This is a genomic window from Candidatus Marinarcus aquaticus (assembly GCF_004116335.1).
GTDB lineage: Bacteria > Campylobacterota > Campylobacteria > Campylobacterales > Arcobacteraceae > Marinarcus > Marinarcus aquaticus.
Genome location: NZ_PDKN01000006.1, coordinates 74320 through 89065 on the forward strand (window position 1 = coordinate 74320; position 14746 = coordinate 89065).

The window sequence follows — 14746 nt, forward strand, 5'->3', positions numbered from 1 at the left end:
AATATTAATGAAAGGCAAATCTATGAACTTTGTTTCAATTTTAATGGGTAGTAAATCTGATTATGAAATCATGAAGCACTGCGCAGATACTTTAGAAAAATTTGACGTTAAATATGAAATTGTTATCTCTTCTGCTCACAGAAGTCCAGAGAGAACTAAAAACTATATTAAATCTGCTGAAGAGAAAGGTGCTGTTGCATTTATTGCAGCTGCTGGTATGGCGGCTCACCTTGCTGGTGCTGTTGCTGCAACAACCACGAAACCAGTTATTGGTGTTCCAATGAAAGGTGGAGCAATGGACGGGATGGATGCGATGTTATCTACGGTTCAAATGCCTGCAGGTATGCCTGTTGGGACGGTTGCATTAGGACGAAGTGGTGCAGTAAATGCAGCATACTTTGCAATGCAAATTTTAGCAATCACAGATAAAGAGCTGGCGATTAAACTTAAAGAGGACCGAGTGGTTCAATCTAAAAAAGTTGAAGCCGATTCAGCTGAGATTGAAGTTATTCTTTAATGAACCAAGTTGCACTGTTTACACTGCCAAATTGTAAATGGTGCAACGAGGCGAAAGCCTATTTAAAATCAAAAAAGATACGATTTAATATCGTTGATGTATCTAAAAACAAACACGCTTTAAATGATTGCAAACGACATGGGTGCAAAGGTGCCCCTGTTGTTCTCATCAATGAGACATGGATTTGTGGTTTTGATAAAGCAAAAATAAATAAAGAACTAGGGATAAAATAGATGGTTACATTTTCACAACTACTGCTAAAACTACAAGAATTTTGGGCAAATCAAGGGTGTAATATCGTACAACCGTATGATATACCTGCTGGGGCTGGTACATTCCACCCTGCAACACTGTTGCGAAGTTTGGACTCAAAACCTTGGAGTGTGGCATACGTTGCACCAAGTAGAAGACCAACCGATGGTCGATACGGAGAGAATCCTAACCGTTTAGGTTCATACTACCAGTTCCAAGCGCTCATTAAACCAAGCCCACAAAACATTCAGGATTTATATTTACAATCTTTAGAGTTTTTAGGATTGGATACATCAAAACATGATATTCGATTTGTAGAAGACAACTGGGAGTCTCCAACGCTTGGAGCATGGGGACTTGGTTGGGAAGTTTGGCTTGATGGAATGGAAGTAACTCAGTTTACATATTTTCAACAAGTAGGTGGACTTCCATGTGATCCTGTTGCTGTAGAGATTACATATGGAACTGAGCGATTAGCAATGTATCTTCAAGGGGTTGATACGGTATTTGATATTGTATGGAATGAGAATGAACACGGGGTAACAACTTATAAAGATATTCACTTAGAGGGTGAAATTGAGTTCTCAAAATACAACTTTGAAATTGCCGATACAAAGATGTTATTCCAACACTTTGATGATGCATTTAATGAGTGTAAACGATGTTTAGAGGCGCAACTTCCCTTGCCCGCATACGATCAATGTATGATTGCTTCACATGCCTTTAACACACTCGATGCCAGAAAAGCAATCTCAGTTACTGAACGACAAAACTACATCTTAAAAGTGCGTGAACTGGCACAAGGGTGTGCAGTACAATATAAAGAGCAGGAAAAAGAGCGTTTAGAAAGACTCAATTGATTGAGTCTTTCAGCTCTTTTTGACTTTTGTTTGTAAGTTAAGAACTTACACAAAAGGCAGGTGTGAACTAGAAGCGAAGCTTCGTATCGATTGAAGTTGAGTGACGCGAAATCAATCGTTGTGAGAGATGAGTCAAGCATTAAGGAAAAGAATGAAAATAAAAGAGATATATGCTTTTTTAAATGAGCTATCACCGTTTGAACTGCAAGAGAAATGGGACAACTCAGGTCTACTTGTAGGGAATATGAATGATGATGTTCAACGAGTCTATATCAGCTTGGATTTGGATGAAGAGCTTTTAGAAGAGGTGAAACCTAACTCTTTAATCATCACGCATCATCCTTTGATTTTTTCAAGTTTAAAACAGGTCAATTATGACTCATATGCGACCAAACTTTTAAAAGTCTTGATTCAAAAAGAGATAGCTTTGATTTGCATGCACACCAATTTTGATGTGACGCATCTGAATCGTTATGTGGCACAAGAGGTTTTAGGCTTAGATGTGATTGAACATGAAGGATATATCTGTTATGCCAATGTAAATCAATCTTTTCAAACATTTCATGCTCATATTTCAAGTGCATTGAATTTAGAGTACACCAAAGTGGTACAATGCAGTGACGAAGTGAAAAAAGTTGCACTCATCACAGGTGCAGGCATGTCAATGATTGCAGAAGTGCAAGCAGATTGTTTCTTAACGGGAGATATTAAATATCATGATGCTATGGAAGCAAAAAGCAGAGGAATTTCATTAATTGACATTGGACACTATGAAAGTGAAAAATATTTCGCACCCCTTCTTTTAGGACTTTGTGAAGAATATTTGAAAAAAAATAAATTACAAGCTATAATAACAGCTTCAAAAAATCCATTTATGTTTCATTTATAAGGAGAAACGGTTGAATAAATACCTAGAACAGTTAGTACAGTTATCAAAATATGACGGCAAAATCAGTGCATTTGAACCACAAATTGAGAATGAAAAAGCAAAATTATCAGTTTTTTTACAAACAGCTGACTCGATTTCTACTCAAATCGATGCTGCGTATGCAGAAATTGATGATTTAAAATCAAAGCGAACAAAAAACAATATTCACTTAGCTGAATTAAAAACAAAATTAGAAGACATCAGTAAAAAACATCATGATGTTCAAAATGAAAAAGAGTTAAAAGCTTTACAACTTGAAGAAGAGATTGCAAAAGAGCAAGTTTCATTTGCCAATGAAGAGATTGCACGATTGGATGATTTAACAGTTGCTAAAGAAGAACAACTTAATGAATTAAAAGCAAAACTTGAAGAAGAGAAAGAACAAATTTCTGAACTGCAAGTGGCTGTGGACAATGCAATTGAAGATTTAAACAAAGACAGAAACAATGTATATCAACAACGTTCAGTGCTGTTAGAGCAATTTGATAATAAAATTTTAACGTTCTATGAAAAAATCAGAAGATGGGCTAAAGACAGTGCTGTGGTTCCAGTTAAAAAACAAGCATGTTGTGGATGCTTTATGAAAATCAATGACAAAACATACGCAGAAGTCATTAAAGCAGAAGAGATTATTAACTGTCCTCACTGTGGAAGAATTCTTTATAAAGAAGTAGAAACTGAAGAGGCTTAATTTGAGCCTTTTTAGTGTTATTTACTACATTCTGGCAAGCTTCGTTTACCTCTTAGCTTTGCCATATCTCATCTACAAATCACGAACTTTAAAATACAAACACGCCATTCCAGCCAAATTTTTTTTACGCAATAATCCCTCTTTTTCAGATGAAAGAGTCTGGTTTCATTGTTGTTCATTTGGTGAAGTAAGAGCGTTAAAACCCATCGTAGATAGTCTGGATGAAGAGGTCAACATCTCTGTGATTACCAACACAGGATTTGAAGAGGCACAAAAATTTAAAGCGCAAGTACGCTATTTGCCTTTTGAAATTTTTTTACCTTTTTGGGTAAACAAACAAAAAGCACTTTTTGTGTTAGAAGCAGAGCTTTGGTATATGCTCTTTTTATGGGCTCAAATTAAAAAGACGAAAACGTTTTTAATCAATGCACGCATTTCAGATAAATCGTATGCATCGTATAAACGATTTTCATTTTTTTACAAAAGAGTCTTTAAACACGTAAATAAAGTCTACGCACAAAGTCAATTGGATAAAGAGCGATTGATGGAGTTGGGTGCAAGTGATGTGGAAGTCATTGGCAATATCAAATTGGCACAACTTCCAAAAATAAGCAAAGCGTTAGTCAAACCAGAAGGGTTTATGATCACTGCTGGAAGCACACATGACAAAGAGGAAGCGATTATTTTAGAAGCTTTTGATGCCTCTTTAGGACGTTTGGTTGTGGTACCAAGACACCCTGAACGATTTGAGCAAGTACATGAGTTAATGCAAGCTTATGCCAAGAAGTATAATCTGAGTTATCACCGATACTCACAAGAAACACATTTTAACAGTGATATTGTATTGGTTGATGCAATGGGTGAGTTGATCAATATTTATGCCATCAGTGATTGCGTAATTTTAGGTGGGGCATTTGAAAAAATCGGGGGACACAATCCTGTGGAGCCTGCCTTTTTTAATTGTCGAATCATCAGTGGGAAAGCGATTTTTAACCAAAAACCGCTCTTTGAATCGATTCAAAACTATACCTTGGTTGAAAATGATAAACTAAAAGAGGTATTACAAAACGTGCACCAGTTACCACAAGCAAAACTGGTGGATATTGGTTCAGTAGAACCTATTATAAAGGAAATAAATGCAATACGATAAAGCGTACAAACTGCTGGCTAAACAAGAGGGGATTTCAAACTCAAAAGCCAAAGAGCTCATGGACAAAGGTTTGGTCTATGTGGGAAATAAAAAAGTACAAATTGCACGAGGTGAGATTCGTGTGGATACTCGTTTTATAGTCAAAGAAGTCGCCAACATAAAAGTCATTTTCCAAGATGATGATATCTTTGTTGTGGATAAACCTGCTTTTTTAACAGCTGATGAAATCTCAAAAAAATATCCTGAGTATATTTTGCTGAACCGATTGGATAAAGAGACCAGTGGAGTGATGCTGTTTGCTAAAAATGAAGCGTTTCAAAAAAGAGCCATCAAAGAGTTTAAAAATAACAATGTCTATAAAGAGTATGTGGCGATTGTTGAAGGTAAAGTCATTGAAGAGCTAGAGATTGACAAACCAATTTTAACGATTAAAACCAAAGGGGTTGCAAAAAGTAAAATTGATTTAAAGAATGGAAAGTCGGCTAAAACAACGGTTTATCCACTTTTTGTTGAAGGGAATAAGTCTAAAGTAAAAGTGGTCATTGACACAGGACGAACGCACCAAATCAGGGTACACTTAAACCATTTAGGGCTTCCAATTATTGGAGATGCCACTTATGGAAAACCATCAGCAAATATCAAGCGAGTATTACTGCACTCTAAAATCACTAAGATTTTTGATTACAGCTTTGAAGCAAGAGAACCACGAGAGTTCAATGTCTTTGGTTTAGGACAAAATTAATTTTAAATTAAGCTTCTTAAAATATAAAAAGTCCAATTTAAGGGCTTTTTATAAAATATAAACTTTAAATATGACTTAAAATATCTCGCACTTAAACTGTTATAAAGAAATATCTTTGTATAATCCCAAGCTAATTAAAAAATGGAGAAGTTATTTTGTTTGATGTATTAACCGGATCATTTAAAAATGCAGTCAGTAAAATCAGGTTTAAAGATGACGCGAATGCGTTAAAAAAAGCAACCACTGAATTACGTAAATCACTTTTAAAAGCCGATGTTCACCATAAAACAACCAAAGAATTGATTACTAATGTTGAACTCAATACCAAACAACTTGGAATTGGTCAAGAATCATTTTTAAAATCACTTCAACAAGAACTGACCAATATTTTAACGACCAATGGAAACCAAGGATTTGTGTTTTCAAATACACCTCCTACGACCGTATTAATGACAGGTTTGCAAGGAAGTGGTAAAACCACCACCACTGGTAAATTAGCAAACTATCTGAAACTAAGAAAGAAAAAAGTACTCGTTGCAGCGTGTGACTTACAACGACTTGCAGCAGTGGAACAACTCAAACAAATTGCTGAACAAATTGAAGTCGATATCTACTTTGATGACAATGAAAAAAATCCCGTTAAAATCGCAAAAGCAGCCCAAGAGAAAGCAAAAAAAGAGCACTATGATGTTCTTTTAGTCGATACAGCTGGTCGACTGGCCATTGATGCAGAGCTTATGGCACAACTTTCAGATGTAAAAAAAGCACTCTCTCCTAATGAAATTTTTTATGTTGCAGATTCATTAACGGGTCATGATGCAACCAAAACAGCCACATCATTTAAAGAACAAATTGGAATTGATGGGGTGATTTTATCAAAATATGATGGGGATACCAAAGGGGGAGTTGCACTTTCAATCGCTCACCAAGTAGGAGTTCCTTTAAGATTTATTGGTGTGGGTGAAAAGATGCCCGACATCGAAGTCTTTATTCCAGACAGAATTGTCTCTCGACTTATGGGAGCAGGGGACATGGAAGGTCTTGCAGAAAAAACAGCTGCCATCATCGATGAGAAAAAAGCCAAAGAGGTCTCTAAAAAAATTAAAAAGGGTGAGTTTAACTTCAATGATTTCTTAGAACAACTCAATATGATGAAAAAACTGGGAAGCATGAAATCAATTATTGGAATGATTCCCGGACTTTCACAAATGGCGGGTCCTTTAAAAGATATGGATTTTGAAAACTCGGATGAGCTTAAACGAATCAAAGCATTGATTGCTTCTATGACGCCAAAAGAGAGAGAAAATCCAAGCTTAATGAACCCAAGCAGAAAGAAAAGAATTGCAACAGGTTCAGGACTTTCAGAAGTGCAAATCAATAAAATCTTGAAGCAGTTTAAAAATGCCTCTAAAATGGCGAAAAAACTCTCAAGCAAAGGTGGCATGAAAGGACTTCAAAACATGATGTCTCAAATGCAAGGTATGCCCGGCGGAATGCCAAACTTACCACGATAAACTTTTAAATAGTATTGAGTTGTAAACTCAGTTGAGTTTAGAATTCAATACTATAATTGAACAATAAAAAGGAAAAAAACATGACAGTAATCAGATTAACAAGAATGGGACGAAACAAAAAACCATTTTACAGAATCGTAGTAACAGACTCTAGAAAGAGAAGAGATTCAGGTTGGATTGAATCAATTGGATACTACAACCCAGTAGTTGAGCCAAAAGTATTAAAGCTTGACGAAGAGAGATATAACTACTGGTTAAGTGTTGGTGCAAAACCAAGTGAAAAAGTTAAAAAGCTAGCAGCTAAATAGTTTTCACCATGATCACTAACTTTATTGAAAACTACGCAAAATTAATTGTGAGTTTTCCAGAAGAAATCACCGTGACAAAAGAGGTCATTGACGATACTTTTGCAGAGATTGTTATTCATGCAAACAGTGCGGACATTGGTAAACTTATTGGTAAAAATGGAAACATGATTAATGCCATTAAGACCATGGCCAATGGATGTAAAGCAAAAGATGGTATTTCTTACAAAATACAAGTTTTAGCAAACGAATAACATAATAGGCAAAACGTGAATAATAACGATATATACATTGGTAAAATAGGTAAAACTGTTGGTTTAGATGGCACTGTAAAGGTCTATTTAGACTCAGACTTTCCTGAACAATTTAGAAAAGGCATCTCTTTTCATACCAATAGAAAAACATCGTTAACCATTAAGTCCTATAATGCCTCAAGAGGGATTTGTACATTTGAAAGCATTGATGATGTAGAGAGTGCAAAAAAACTTGTAAATCTGCAACTGTTTACAACCATTGAACAAACCAGAGCAACTTGTGAACTTCAAGAGAATGAGTTTTTTTGGTTTGATTTGATTGGTTGTAAAATTGTAGATAATGAAAAGCTTGAGTTGGGTGTAGTAAATGACATCCAACGACTTCCAAGCAGTGATTATTTTGAAGTGATTACTTCATCTGCATTAGTGGAAAAAGAGCTTCCAAAAAACTTCTTAATACCTTACATTCCTATGTATGTAATTAAAGTGGATATAGAGAATAAAACCATCTATACCCAAGATTGTATCTATATTTTAGAAAACTCTTAATAGACCATACAACGAGTTTCAAACTCATCTTTGGTCAGTTCTAACATCGTGATATTTTTATAGTTTGCTTTTTGTTGTAACGCATTTACTATATCAGAGTATTGCTCATTGTTATCTAATGGTCCAATAAAAATCTCTATAAAATTTTTAGTGTTTCTACAGGGATTAATACGTGCATCAATGTCTTTAATTTTTGCCAATTCTGTTTTAAACAGAGTCTTTTTATAGGTAGGTACATGAACAAATTTTAAGAATGTATTTCCTTGTATTGTGGCATTTTTTTCACTGTTTTGTTGTGATGTCGCATCATTTTGTGTGTTGCTAGTATTGGTTTGCTCTTGTTGCGTTTGTCCATTTTGGCTTGCTTCTTGAGCTGCAAGTTTTTCAGCTTCCTCTTTGGCTTTTTGTTCAGCTTCTTCTTTTGCCAGACGCTCTTTTTCTAAACGTTCAACTTCCTCTTTGGCTTTTTGTTCAGCTTCTTCTTTTGCCAGACGCTCTTTTTCTAAACGTTCGGCTTCCTCTTTGGCTTTTTGTTCAGCTTTGAGTTTCTCTTGTCGTAAATACTCTTCTTCACTCATGCCAAGAAGTTCATATTTTGTAAGTTTTTCAAGCTGTTTATTGACACGAGTGACATTAATATGATCCAATTTAAATTCATACGTTGGTTTTTGTACAACTGGTTTTTGCACTTGTTGTGTTTGCTCTGTTGGTTTTTCAGGCATGACTGCTTGTACGGGTTGTTCTTTTTTACCAGGTAAAAAAATAAATATGAGGGTAATGATCATTAAAAGTAAAATCAAGACAGCAATCAAAAGTTTAACCAGATTTTTCTTATCTTGGAGCTTCTCTTTTAAACTCTGTTTTTGAGGCAGTTGGTTATCATTTTCGTCATTTTCATTGTGATGTACAATTTCGACATCATCATCTTGTGTTGTAGACTCTTTTGTTGGCAGTTCGGTGCCTTCAACATACTGTTCTTCTTCAGGAATATTTTGTACAGGAGGTTTCTTCTCAATGCTGTCTTCAATGGCTTGTAGTCTGTCTTCCAGTCTTGGACCATCATCATAAAGAATCTCTTTTTTCTCTTCTTGAGCAGACTCCTCTTCATTGTCAGATGAAGATGTTATATCTTTTTCTAGACCTTCAATGTCATCAATATTGACATTATCCTCATCTAAAGACTCATTCTCTAGTGGATTATTTTCAAGATTTTCATTTGTTGTATCATTTGCCATTTGAACTCTTTAATTGTTTTCTTTTTTCTCTCTGTTTTTGCAGAATTTTCTCACGGTTTCTTTGATAATATTCTCTTCTATACTCTCTTAAATCTTCTTTTTTCTTCTCACGGTACTCTTTATCGTATTGCAGTCGTTTTTCTCGGTTCTCTTCATAATACTTCTGTTTTTGTTCTTTATAATCTTTGATTTTTTGTACAATTTTATCTTTACGGCTATCAACATGAGATTTCTGCTTTTTGGCAATCTCTTTGATTTTTTGAGTAAAAAAGTCTCCGTTTAATTCTTTAAAATAGTCAATTTCTGGTCTGACTGGTGCATTGTTTGCTTGTTGTTTTGCAAGCTTTTGTTTGAGATAATACTCACGCTTTTTTTTCTTATGCGCAAGCATGTTCTCTTTTCGGATTCGTTTAAGTTCTGCTAAATCCATTGTTTAACTGACTACTAACTTTTTAATCTGTTTACGATACTTAACATCTCATCGGTGGTTGTGATTGATTTAGAGTTTGCTTCGTATGCCCGTTGAGCTGTAATTAAATCAACCATTTCGTTTACCAAGGCCACATTTGAAGATTCAACAAATGCTTGTTTGATGTTTCCAAAAGCGTCTTCACTGGGAATACCTTCTACTGGGTCACCCGAAGCGTCAGTTGCTTGGAAAAGAGATTTTCCAAGAGGTGCAAGTCCTGCTGGGTTTACGAAGTCAACAATGGTCACTTGACCCAAATCTTGGGTATCACCTGTGACGGGATCAACTGCACTGACTGTACCATCTTCGGCAATAGAGATTTTTGTAAACGTACTTGGAATAACGATTTCAGGTTCTAATTTGAATCCGTTTCCATTGACTAAAGCTCCATCGCTGTCTCGTTTAAAAGCCCCATTTCTTGTATAGGCAATCTCTCCATCAGGCAGAGTAATTTGAAAGAAACCTTTTCCTTCGATGGCCATATCCAAAGGATTCCCTGTCTCTTTTAAATCCCCTTCTAAAAAGCTTTTTTGAATACCAGAGATTCGAACCCCTAAACCTACATCAATACCTGTAGGATTGATTGTTGTTTGAGATGTTCGACCAGAAGTGTAGTTGAGTGTTTCATACATCAGGTCTTGAAACTCGGCTCGGTCTTTTTTAAAACCAATGGTATTTACGTTCGCAATGTTATTTGACGTGACATCAATGGCATGTTGTTGCGCTGTCATTCCTGTTGCAGCTGTGTATAAACCTCTGATCATGTTGCATCCTTTAGGTCAGTTTCCATATATGGTAAGATTATATTTAAAGAACTTTTAAAGTTAGATTAAAATTAGCATTCAATTTTTTTTAAATTATTAAGTATATATTTAAATCAAATTAAATATAATGTAGCAAATTTTATAAAAATGCTGCTAAAGGTAAAAAGATGAAAATTCTTATTGTTGATGATAGTTCTACTATGAGAAGAATTATAGGTAACGTAGTACAGCAACTCGGGTTTACCAAAGATGATTTCGATGAAGCAGAAGATGGATTAAAAGCGTGGAAAGAATTATCAAGTAACAAATATGATGTAATCTTAACAGATTGGAACATGCCCAATATGAATGGTTTAGAACTGGTTAAAAAAGTAAGAAGTGAAGGTCAACATCAAAGCATACCAATAATTATGATTACCACTGAAGGTGGTAAAAGTGAAGTTATTACTGCTTTAAAAGCAGGTGTTAACAACTATATTGTCAAACCTTTTAGTGCAGAAATACTAAAAGAAAAACTTGACGGTGTATTAAAATAAGGGGTTTGCAATGAGTATGAGTCAAGAAGAAATTGAAGCGTTGATGAATGGTCTGGATATTTCAGATGAAGAGAAACCAGCTGAAGAGAGTACAGAAGTAGAAGAGGAAAGCGGTGCTTCTATGTCTGAAGATGACATCGAACAATTGATTGCTGCAACCAATTCAGAAACCCCTGAAGAAGAGACTGCCGTAGTTGAAGATGAAGAAGAATCAGCTCAAGAGAGCGAAATTGAGAAAGTTGAGAGTGACAATGACGAGACTTTAGCTTCTCCTGATGTAAAAGATGATATAACAGATGTACTTAATGAGATTGACAACATGCCAACGCCAGAGGATGAAGTACCTGAAGATGAGTCTGAAGAGGAAACCAGCAGCGTAGATGAAGAATTGATATCAATGGATGATGTCTCTACAGATGAGTTAGAAGAGGAACTCATTCAAGAGATAGATGACAACAACGATGATGATGAAGAGTTCAATAAAAAAGCTGAATCATGGACAAGCGAAAAAATTAATAAGGGAGAGTTCCCATTGCCAGTAGAGCCGAATACAAAAGTAGTAAGCCAACTTAATGAAGTTGCAAATGACAGTGAGGAAAAAGCGAGTAAGATTTTTGACGTCTTAAGTTTTGTGTTGGACGAAAACGATGCCATTTCAAAAAATAAAAAAGACATTGATGCGTTTTTAGACAAAGAGGTTGAACTGTTAACTTCATTGTCAAAAAAGTTTCCCAATATTGCCGTTTTTAAAGATCGGCTTGAAGAGGCAGAAAATATGAAGGCTGTTACTGCTGATATTTCATCGAAACTTGATGCAGAAAATATGCAAATCTTTGAAGCCATGGAGTTGATGCAATTTCATGATATTAACCGACAAAAAATTGAACGAGTAATGTCAGTGATTCGAAAACTCAGCACCTATTTAAATAACCTTTTTGAAGAAGAAGGAGAAGTTAAAGAGATTGCTGTTGCGAAGTATATTCACGGTGATGGGGATTCTGAGGTTGTAGGTGCGGATGATTTAGATGCGTTAATTCAAGAGTTCAACAAATAAAGGATAAGCCATGTATCCATTAGCAGCAGGAATGATCAACCAACTTAATCGAGTTGATACTATTTCTAATAATTTAGCCAATGCCAACACCAATGGTTATAAACAAACCGGTTTAACAGAAGGCACGTTTAACAACTATTTAGATAAAGCAGTGGAACAAAACAAACCCACTTCTAAACTCAATGTGGTTATGAATAATGTACCCAAACTGGACGCACGATTTATCAACAGTGAAATGGGACCAATGGTGCAAACAGCCAATGCATTGGATTTTGCTTTAAAACAACCCGATACCTTTTTCAAAGTGCAAGCACCTAATGGAGAAATTCATTTGACACGTGATGGTTCATTTAAAGTGGTCAATGACCAACTTGTAAATGCCAATAACTATCCTGTACTTGATGGAGAGAATGAACCCATTCAAGTTGAAGAGGGTGTCAATATTGCTGCTGTACTTGGTATTGCGCAAACCACTTACGATAACTTAGAAAATGTAGGAAAAAATGGTTTTCGAGTTAAAGAGAATGCGCTTGTGAATTATAATGCTGTAGAAGATCCTTTAACCGCAGCAGAGCAAGGTGTCTTGGAAAAATCAAATGTGAATTCTGTGACAGCAATGGTACAGCTCATTGATGCGCACCGACGTTTTGAACAAGCACAAAAAGCGATTACGGGTATTGGAGAGATGAACTCTAAAATGATGGATAAACTAACAGCGAACTAATGAAAGGGTTTAATTAATGGAAGCAAGTCATGTCAGCGGACTCTTATTTAACCAGTTGAGTTTTCGAGGAGAGAGACAAAAAGTAATCTCTGGAAATATTGCCAATATCAATACTCCAGATTATAAAACCAAAGACTTAGTCTTTGAAGATGAACTTCAAAAAGCAAAAAGCAAGGATGATTTACAACTTGCAACCACACATCAAAATCATATTCCATTTGATTTAACACAACCTAAAAAGACAGGACCTCAAGTAGTGAATGTACCTAATCTGATTGAAAAAAATGATGGAAACAACGTCAGTTTAGATAAACAAATGAGTGAAATGTCTAAAAACAGTGTTTTGTTTAACGCACTGCAAGCCTCAATTAAAAAAGATTCAGGATGGATGAAAACCGTCATTGATTCGTCATCAAAAAGTCAATAATGATTACTAGGAATAACAATATATGAACCAACTGCTTAAATTTATTAATAATCTTAATGCTTCGCAACGAGCAGTAATCATTGGTGGTTTTTCGATTCTCTTTGTTTTACTCATTGGTCTTTTGGTTTGGTCAAATATTAAAGCTCAAGATGAGAAGCTTAATTATACGATTGCAGCCAATTTAACCAAAAATCAAGTGATGCTTGCAAGCAGTGAGCTTGAAGCTTCAGGAATCCCTTTTCAAGTCATTGGTTCAGGAAATACCTTAACGCTTCGAACCAGTAAAGAGTTTATTAACATTGCAAAAATCAAGCTAGTGACCAGTGAAGCAGCAACCAATAAACACACGGGGTGGGAGATTTTTGAAAAATCCTCTTTAGGTACAACCAATTTTGAAAACAAAGTGAAGTATCTACGTGCACTTGAAGGGGAACTCTCTCGTTCTTTAGAGTCTCTTTCGGGAGTACTGCGAGCCAGCGTTAAAATTGCGATTCCTAAAGATACGATTTTTACAGAAAGAAAAACATTGCCAACCGCATCAGCTGTGTTAACCATTAAACCAGGTATTTATCTGACCCAAAAACAAATTGATGGGATTAAAAACTTTATTGCTTCAGCTGTATCTAATTTAACGGCAGAAAACATTAAATTGATTGATCAAGATGGTTCTTTACTTGAACACTCTAAAGATGAGATGGACCATACCAAAGTTCGAATGCAAAACAAGTATAAAGAAGAACTTGAAAAAGATTATGAACACAAAATCATAGCACTGCTTGAACCCATTGTAGGTATGGGAAAAGTAGTTGCGAGAGTTTCCGTGGATTTGGCCTTTATTAAAAAAGATGTACGTGAAGAGATTTATGACCCAGAAGGAACCATTCGAAGCCAACAAACGACTGAAAATATTGCTAACTCCCAAGGGGTTGTTCAACAAAATGGAGGCGTACCAGGGGTTCAATCTAATATTGAAGTTAACACCGATGGTAATGCAGGACAAAACTCCACACAATCTTCCTCTGAAGAGACAAAAAACATCATTAATTATGAGATTTCAAAACGTATTGTTAATGAAGAAGACAATGCATTTGCCTCTTTAAAACGAATTACGGCAGCGGTTACGTTTGACTCGACCGTTTTAGCGGAAGTTGAAAATAAAGATGAGTATGTGAGCAGTATTGTGTCAGTGGTTCAAGATACCATTGGATTCAGTGAAACACGAGGGGACCAAATCACAGTTAAAGACTTTAAGTTTTTAAGCAGTGGAGTGAGTACTTCGGGAGCTCAAGTGGATGCAAATGGAAATGTTATTGCCGAAGAAGGTGGTTCTGTTGATACTCTGGCCATGGTAAAAACAATTTTACAAGAGTTCAGTGAATATATTCAATATATCATTGCCACACTTTTACTCTTTATTTTTTATAAAAAGTTTATTGCAAAGAATGATATTGTTATTTATGATGAAAAGGGCAATAAAGTTGATGCAGATGGAAACATTATTGATGATGATGGACAAATCATTAAAGATTATGAAAATGAGTTTGATCGACAAACAGCACATGGACGACTCAAAGCAAAAGTGCGAAGTCAGTTATTAAATAATATTGAAGGTTTAGATGAAGAGGATGCTGCTAAATATGAAGTACTCATTGATGAGATTGATAAACAAGTCAATGATAAACCTGAAGAGATTGCAGGAATGATTGAGATGTTATTAACTGAAGGTGATGCGAAGTTCAAACTTCGAGAAGCTGCAAAACAAAATAAGGCATAGT

General features: G+C 35.5%; 19 protein-coding genes. 16 read left to right on the forward strand and 3 right to left on the reverse strand.

What is annotated here, in order from left to right:
- The first annotated feature begins 22 nt into the window (after nt 1–22).
- The 11 genes from purE (at nt 23) to rimM (ending at nt 7762) form a co-directional block, all read left to right on the forward strand.
- Entirely contained in the window at nt 23–517 is a 495-nt protein-coding gene (purE, locus tag CRV04_RS09315) for a 5-(carboxyamino)imidazole ribonucleotide mutase (protein WP_128996574.1), read from the forward strand.
- Nucleotides 517–750 carry a glutaredoxin family protein gene (locus CRV04_RS09320; protein ID WP_128996575.1) on the forward strand — a complete coding sequence of 78 codons (234 nt, stop codon included), beginning with the start codon at nt 517–519 and terminating at the stop codon, nt 748–750. Before purE ends, CRV04_RS09320 begins: the two co-directional genes overlap by 1 nt.
- Nucleotides 751–1629 (forward strand): glycine--tRNA ligase subunit alpha, encoded by an 879-nt coding sequence (gene glyQ, locus CRV04_RS09325; RefSeq protein WP_128996576.1) that lies wholly within the window; start codon nt 751–753, stop codon nt 1627–1629.
- Nucleotides 1630–1780: 151 nt separating this feature from the next.
- A complete protein-coding gene (locus CRV04_RS09330; RefSeq protein WP_128996577.1) occupies nt 1781–2518 on the forward strand; it encodes a Nif3-like dinuclear metal center hexameric protein in 738 nt (245 codons plus the stop codon).
- Nucleotides 2519–2528: 10 nt separating this feature from the next.
- Nucleotides 2529–3248, forward strand: coding sequence for a zinc ribbon domain-containing protein (locus CRV04_RS09335; protein ID WP_128996578.1), 720 nt, complete (start codon nt 2529–2531; stop codon nt 3246–3248).
- A gap of 1 nt (nt 3249) precedes the next feature.
- Complete coding sequence (gene waaA / locus CRV04_RS09340; protein ID WP_128996579.1) at nt 3250–4398, forward strand: lipid IV(A) 3-deoxy-D-manno-octulosonic acid transferase; 1149 nt, start codon at nt 3250–3252, stop codon at nt 4396–4398.
- Nucleotides 4385–5140 (forward strand): pseudouridine synthase family protein, encoded by a 756-nt coding sequence (locus CRV04_RS09345; RefSeq protein ID WP_128996580.1) that lies wholly within the window; start codon nt 4385–4387, stop codon nt 5138–5140. The genes waaA and CRV04_RS09345 overlap by 14 nt, the downstream gene beginning before the upstream one ends.
- 155 nt (nt 5141–5295) lie before the next feature.
- Nucleotides 5296–6654, forward strand: coding sequence for a signal recognition particle protein (gene ffh / locus CRV04_RS09350; protein ID WP_128996581.1), 1359 nt, complete (start codon nt 5296–5298; stop codon nt 6652–6654).
- A gap of 80 nt (nt 6655–6734) precedes the next feature.
- A complete protein-coding gene (gene rpsP / locus CRV04_RS09355) occupies nt 6735–6962 on the forward strand; it encodes a 30S ribosomal protein S16 (protein ID WP_128996582.1) in 228 nt (75 codons plus the stop codon).
- Between the two features lie 8 nt (nt 6963–6970).
- On the forward strand, nt 6971–7213 hold the full coding sequence (locus CRV04_RS09360; protein WP_128996583.1) for a KH domain-containing protein: 243 nt from the start codon (nt 6971–6973) through the stop codon (nt 7211–7213).
- A 15-nt stretch (nt 7214–7228) separates the two neighbouring features.
- A complete protein-coding gene (gene rimM / locus CRV04_RS09365; RefSeq protein WP_128996584.1) occupies nt 7229–7762 on the forward strand; it encodes a ribosome maturation factor RimM in 534 nt (177 codons plus the stop codon).
- Here rimM and CRV04_RS09370 read toward each other — a convergent pair.
- The 3 genes from CRV04_RS09370 to flgG are packed head-to-tail and all read right to left on the reverse strand — an operon-like array spanning nt 7759 to nt 10230.
- Nucleotides 7759–8997, reverse strand: coding sequence for a hypothetical protein (locus CRV04_RS09370; protein ID WP_128996585.1), 1239 nt, complete (start codon nt 8995–8997; stop codon nt 7759–7761). The genes rimM and CRV04_RS09370 overlap by 4 nt on opposite strands.
- Nucleotides 8987–9427 (reverse strand): hypothetical protein, encoded by a 441-nt coding sequence (locus CRV04_RS09375; RefSeq protein ID WP_128996586.1) that lies wholly within the window; start codon nt 9425–9427, stop codon nt 8987–8989. Before CRV04_RS09375 ends, CRV04_RS09370 begins: the two co-directional genes overlap by 11 nt.
- Nucleotides 9428–9441: 14 nt before the next feature.
- The gene (flgG, locus tag CRV04_RS09380; protein ID WP_128996587.1) at nt 9442–10230 is read right to left on the reverse strand and encodes a flagellar basal-body rod protein FlgG; all 789 of its coding nucleotides are present in this window, start codon (nt 10228–10230) and stop codon (nt 9442–9444) included.
- A gap of 167 nt (nt 10231–10397) precedes the next feature.
- Here flgG and CRV04_RS09385 point away from each other — a divergent pair, with 167 nt between their 5' ends.
- From CRV04_RS09385 to fliF, 5 genes are read left to right on the forward strand one after another with little or no spacing between them, the layout of a single operon-like run.
- A complete protein-coding gene (locus tag CRV04_RS09385) occupies nt 10398–10766 on the forward strand; it encodes a response regulator (RefSeq protein WP_128996588.1) in 369 nt (122 codons plus the stop codon).
- A 16-nt stretch (nt 10767–10782) separates the two neighbouring features.
- Nucleotides 10783–11820: a hypothetical protein gene (locus CRV04_RS09390; protein WP_228126523.1), complete on the forward strand. Its 1038-nt coding sequence runs from the start codon at nt 10783–10785 to the stop codon at nt 11818–11820.
- Between the two features lie 10 nt (nt 11821–11830).
- Complete coding sequence (locus CRV04_RS09395) at nt 11831–12544, forward strand: flagellar hook-basal body protein (protein WP_128996590.1); 714 nt, start codon at nt 11831–11833, stop codon at nt 12542–12544.
- 16 nt (nt 12545–12560) lie between these two features.
- A complete protein-coding gene (gene flgB, locus CRV04_RS09400) occupies nt 12561–12971 on the forward strand; it encodes a flagellar basal body rod protein FlgB (RefSeq protein ID WP_128996591.1) in 411 nt (136 codons plus the stop codon).
- 22 nt (nt 12972–12993) lie between these two features.
- The gene (gene fliF / locus CRV04_RS09405; protein ID WP_128996592.1) at nt 12994–14745 is read left to right on the forward strand and encodes a flagellar basal-body MS-ring/collar protein FliF; all 1752 of its coding nucleotides are present in this window, start codon (nt 12994–12996) and stop codon (nt 14743–14745) included.
- The last annotated feature ends 1 nt before the right edge of the window (nt 14746 follow it).

Coding starts and splice junctions, on each gene's coding strand:
- CRV04_RS09330 (WP_128996577.1), top strand. CDS start 1,781: ATGAAAATAAAAGAGATATATGCTTTTTTAAATGAGCTATCACCGTTT.
- CRV04_RS09395 (WP_128996590.1), top strand. CDS start 11,831: ATGTATCCATTAGCAGCAGGAATGATCAACCAACTTAATCGAGTTGAT.
- purE (WP_128996574.1), top strand. CDS start 23: ATGAACTTTGTTTCAATTTTAATGGGTAGTAAATCTGATTATGAAATC.
- flgB (WP_128996591.1), top strand. CDS start 12,561: ATGGAAGCAAGTCATGTCAGCGGACTCTTATTTAACCAGTTGAGTTTT.
- flgG (WP_128996587.1), bottom strand. CDS start 10,230: ATGATCAGAGGTTTATACACAGCTGCAACAGGAATGACAGCGCAACAA.
- CRV04_RS09320 (WP_128996575.1), top strand. CDS start 517: ATGAACCAAGTTGCACTGTTTACACTGCCAAATTGTAAATGGTGCAAC.
- CRV04_RS09360 (WP_128996583.1), top strand. CDS start 6,971: ATGATCACTAACTTTATTGAAAACTACGCAAAATTAATTGTGAGTTTT.
- glyQ (WP_128996576.1), top strand. CDS start 751: ATGGTTACATTTTCACAACTACTGCTAAAACTACAAGAATTTTGGGCA.
- CRV04_RS09345 (WP_128996580.1), top strand. CDS start 4,385: ATGCAATACGATAAAGCGTACAAACTGCTGGCTAAACAAGAGGGGATT.
- CRV04_RS09375 (WP_128996586.1), bottom strand. CDS start 9,427: ATGGATTTAGCAGAACTTAAACGAATCCGAAAAGAGAACATGCTTGCG.
- CRV04_RS09390 (WP_228126523.1), top strand. CDS start 10,783: ATGAGTCAAGAAGAAATTGAAGCGTTGATGAATGGTCTGGATATTTCA.
- CRV04_RS09370 (WP_128996585.1), bottom strand. CDS start 8,997: ATGGCAAATGATACAACAAATGAAAATCTTGAAAATAATCCACTAGAG.
- rpsP (WP_128996582.1), top strand. CDS start 6,735: ATGACAGTAATCAGATTAACAAGAATGGGACGAAACAAAAAACCATTT.
- fliF (WP_128996592.1), top strand. CDS start 12,994: ATGAACCAACTGCTTAAATTTATTAATAATCTTAATGCTTCGCAACGA.
- CRV04_RS09385 (WP_128996588.1), top strand. CDS start 10,398: ATGAAAATTCTTATTGTTGATGATAGTTCTACTATGAGAAGAATTATA.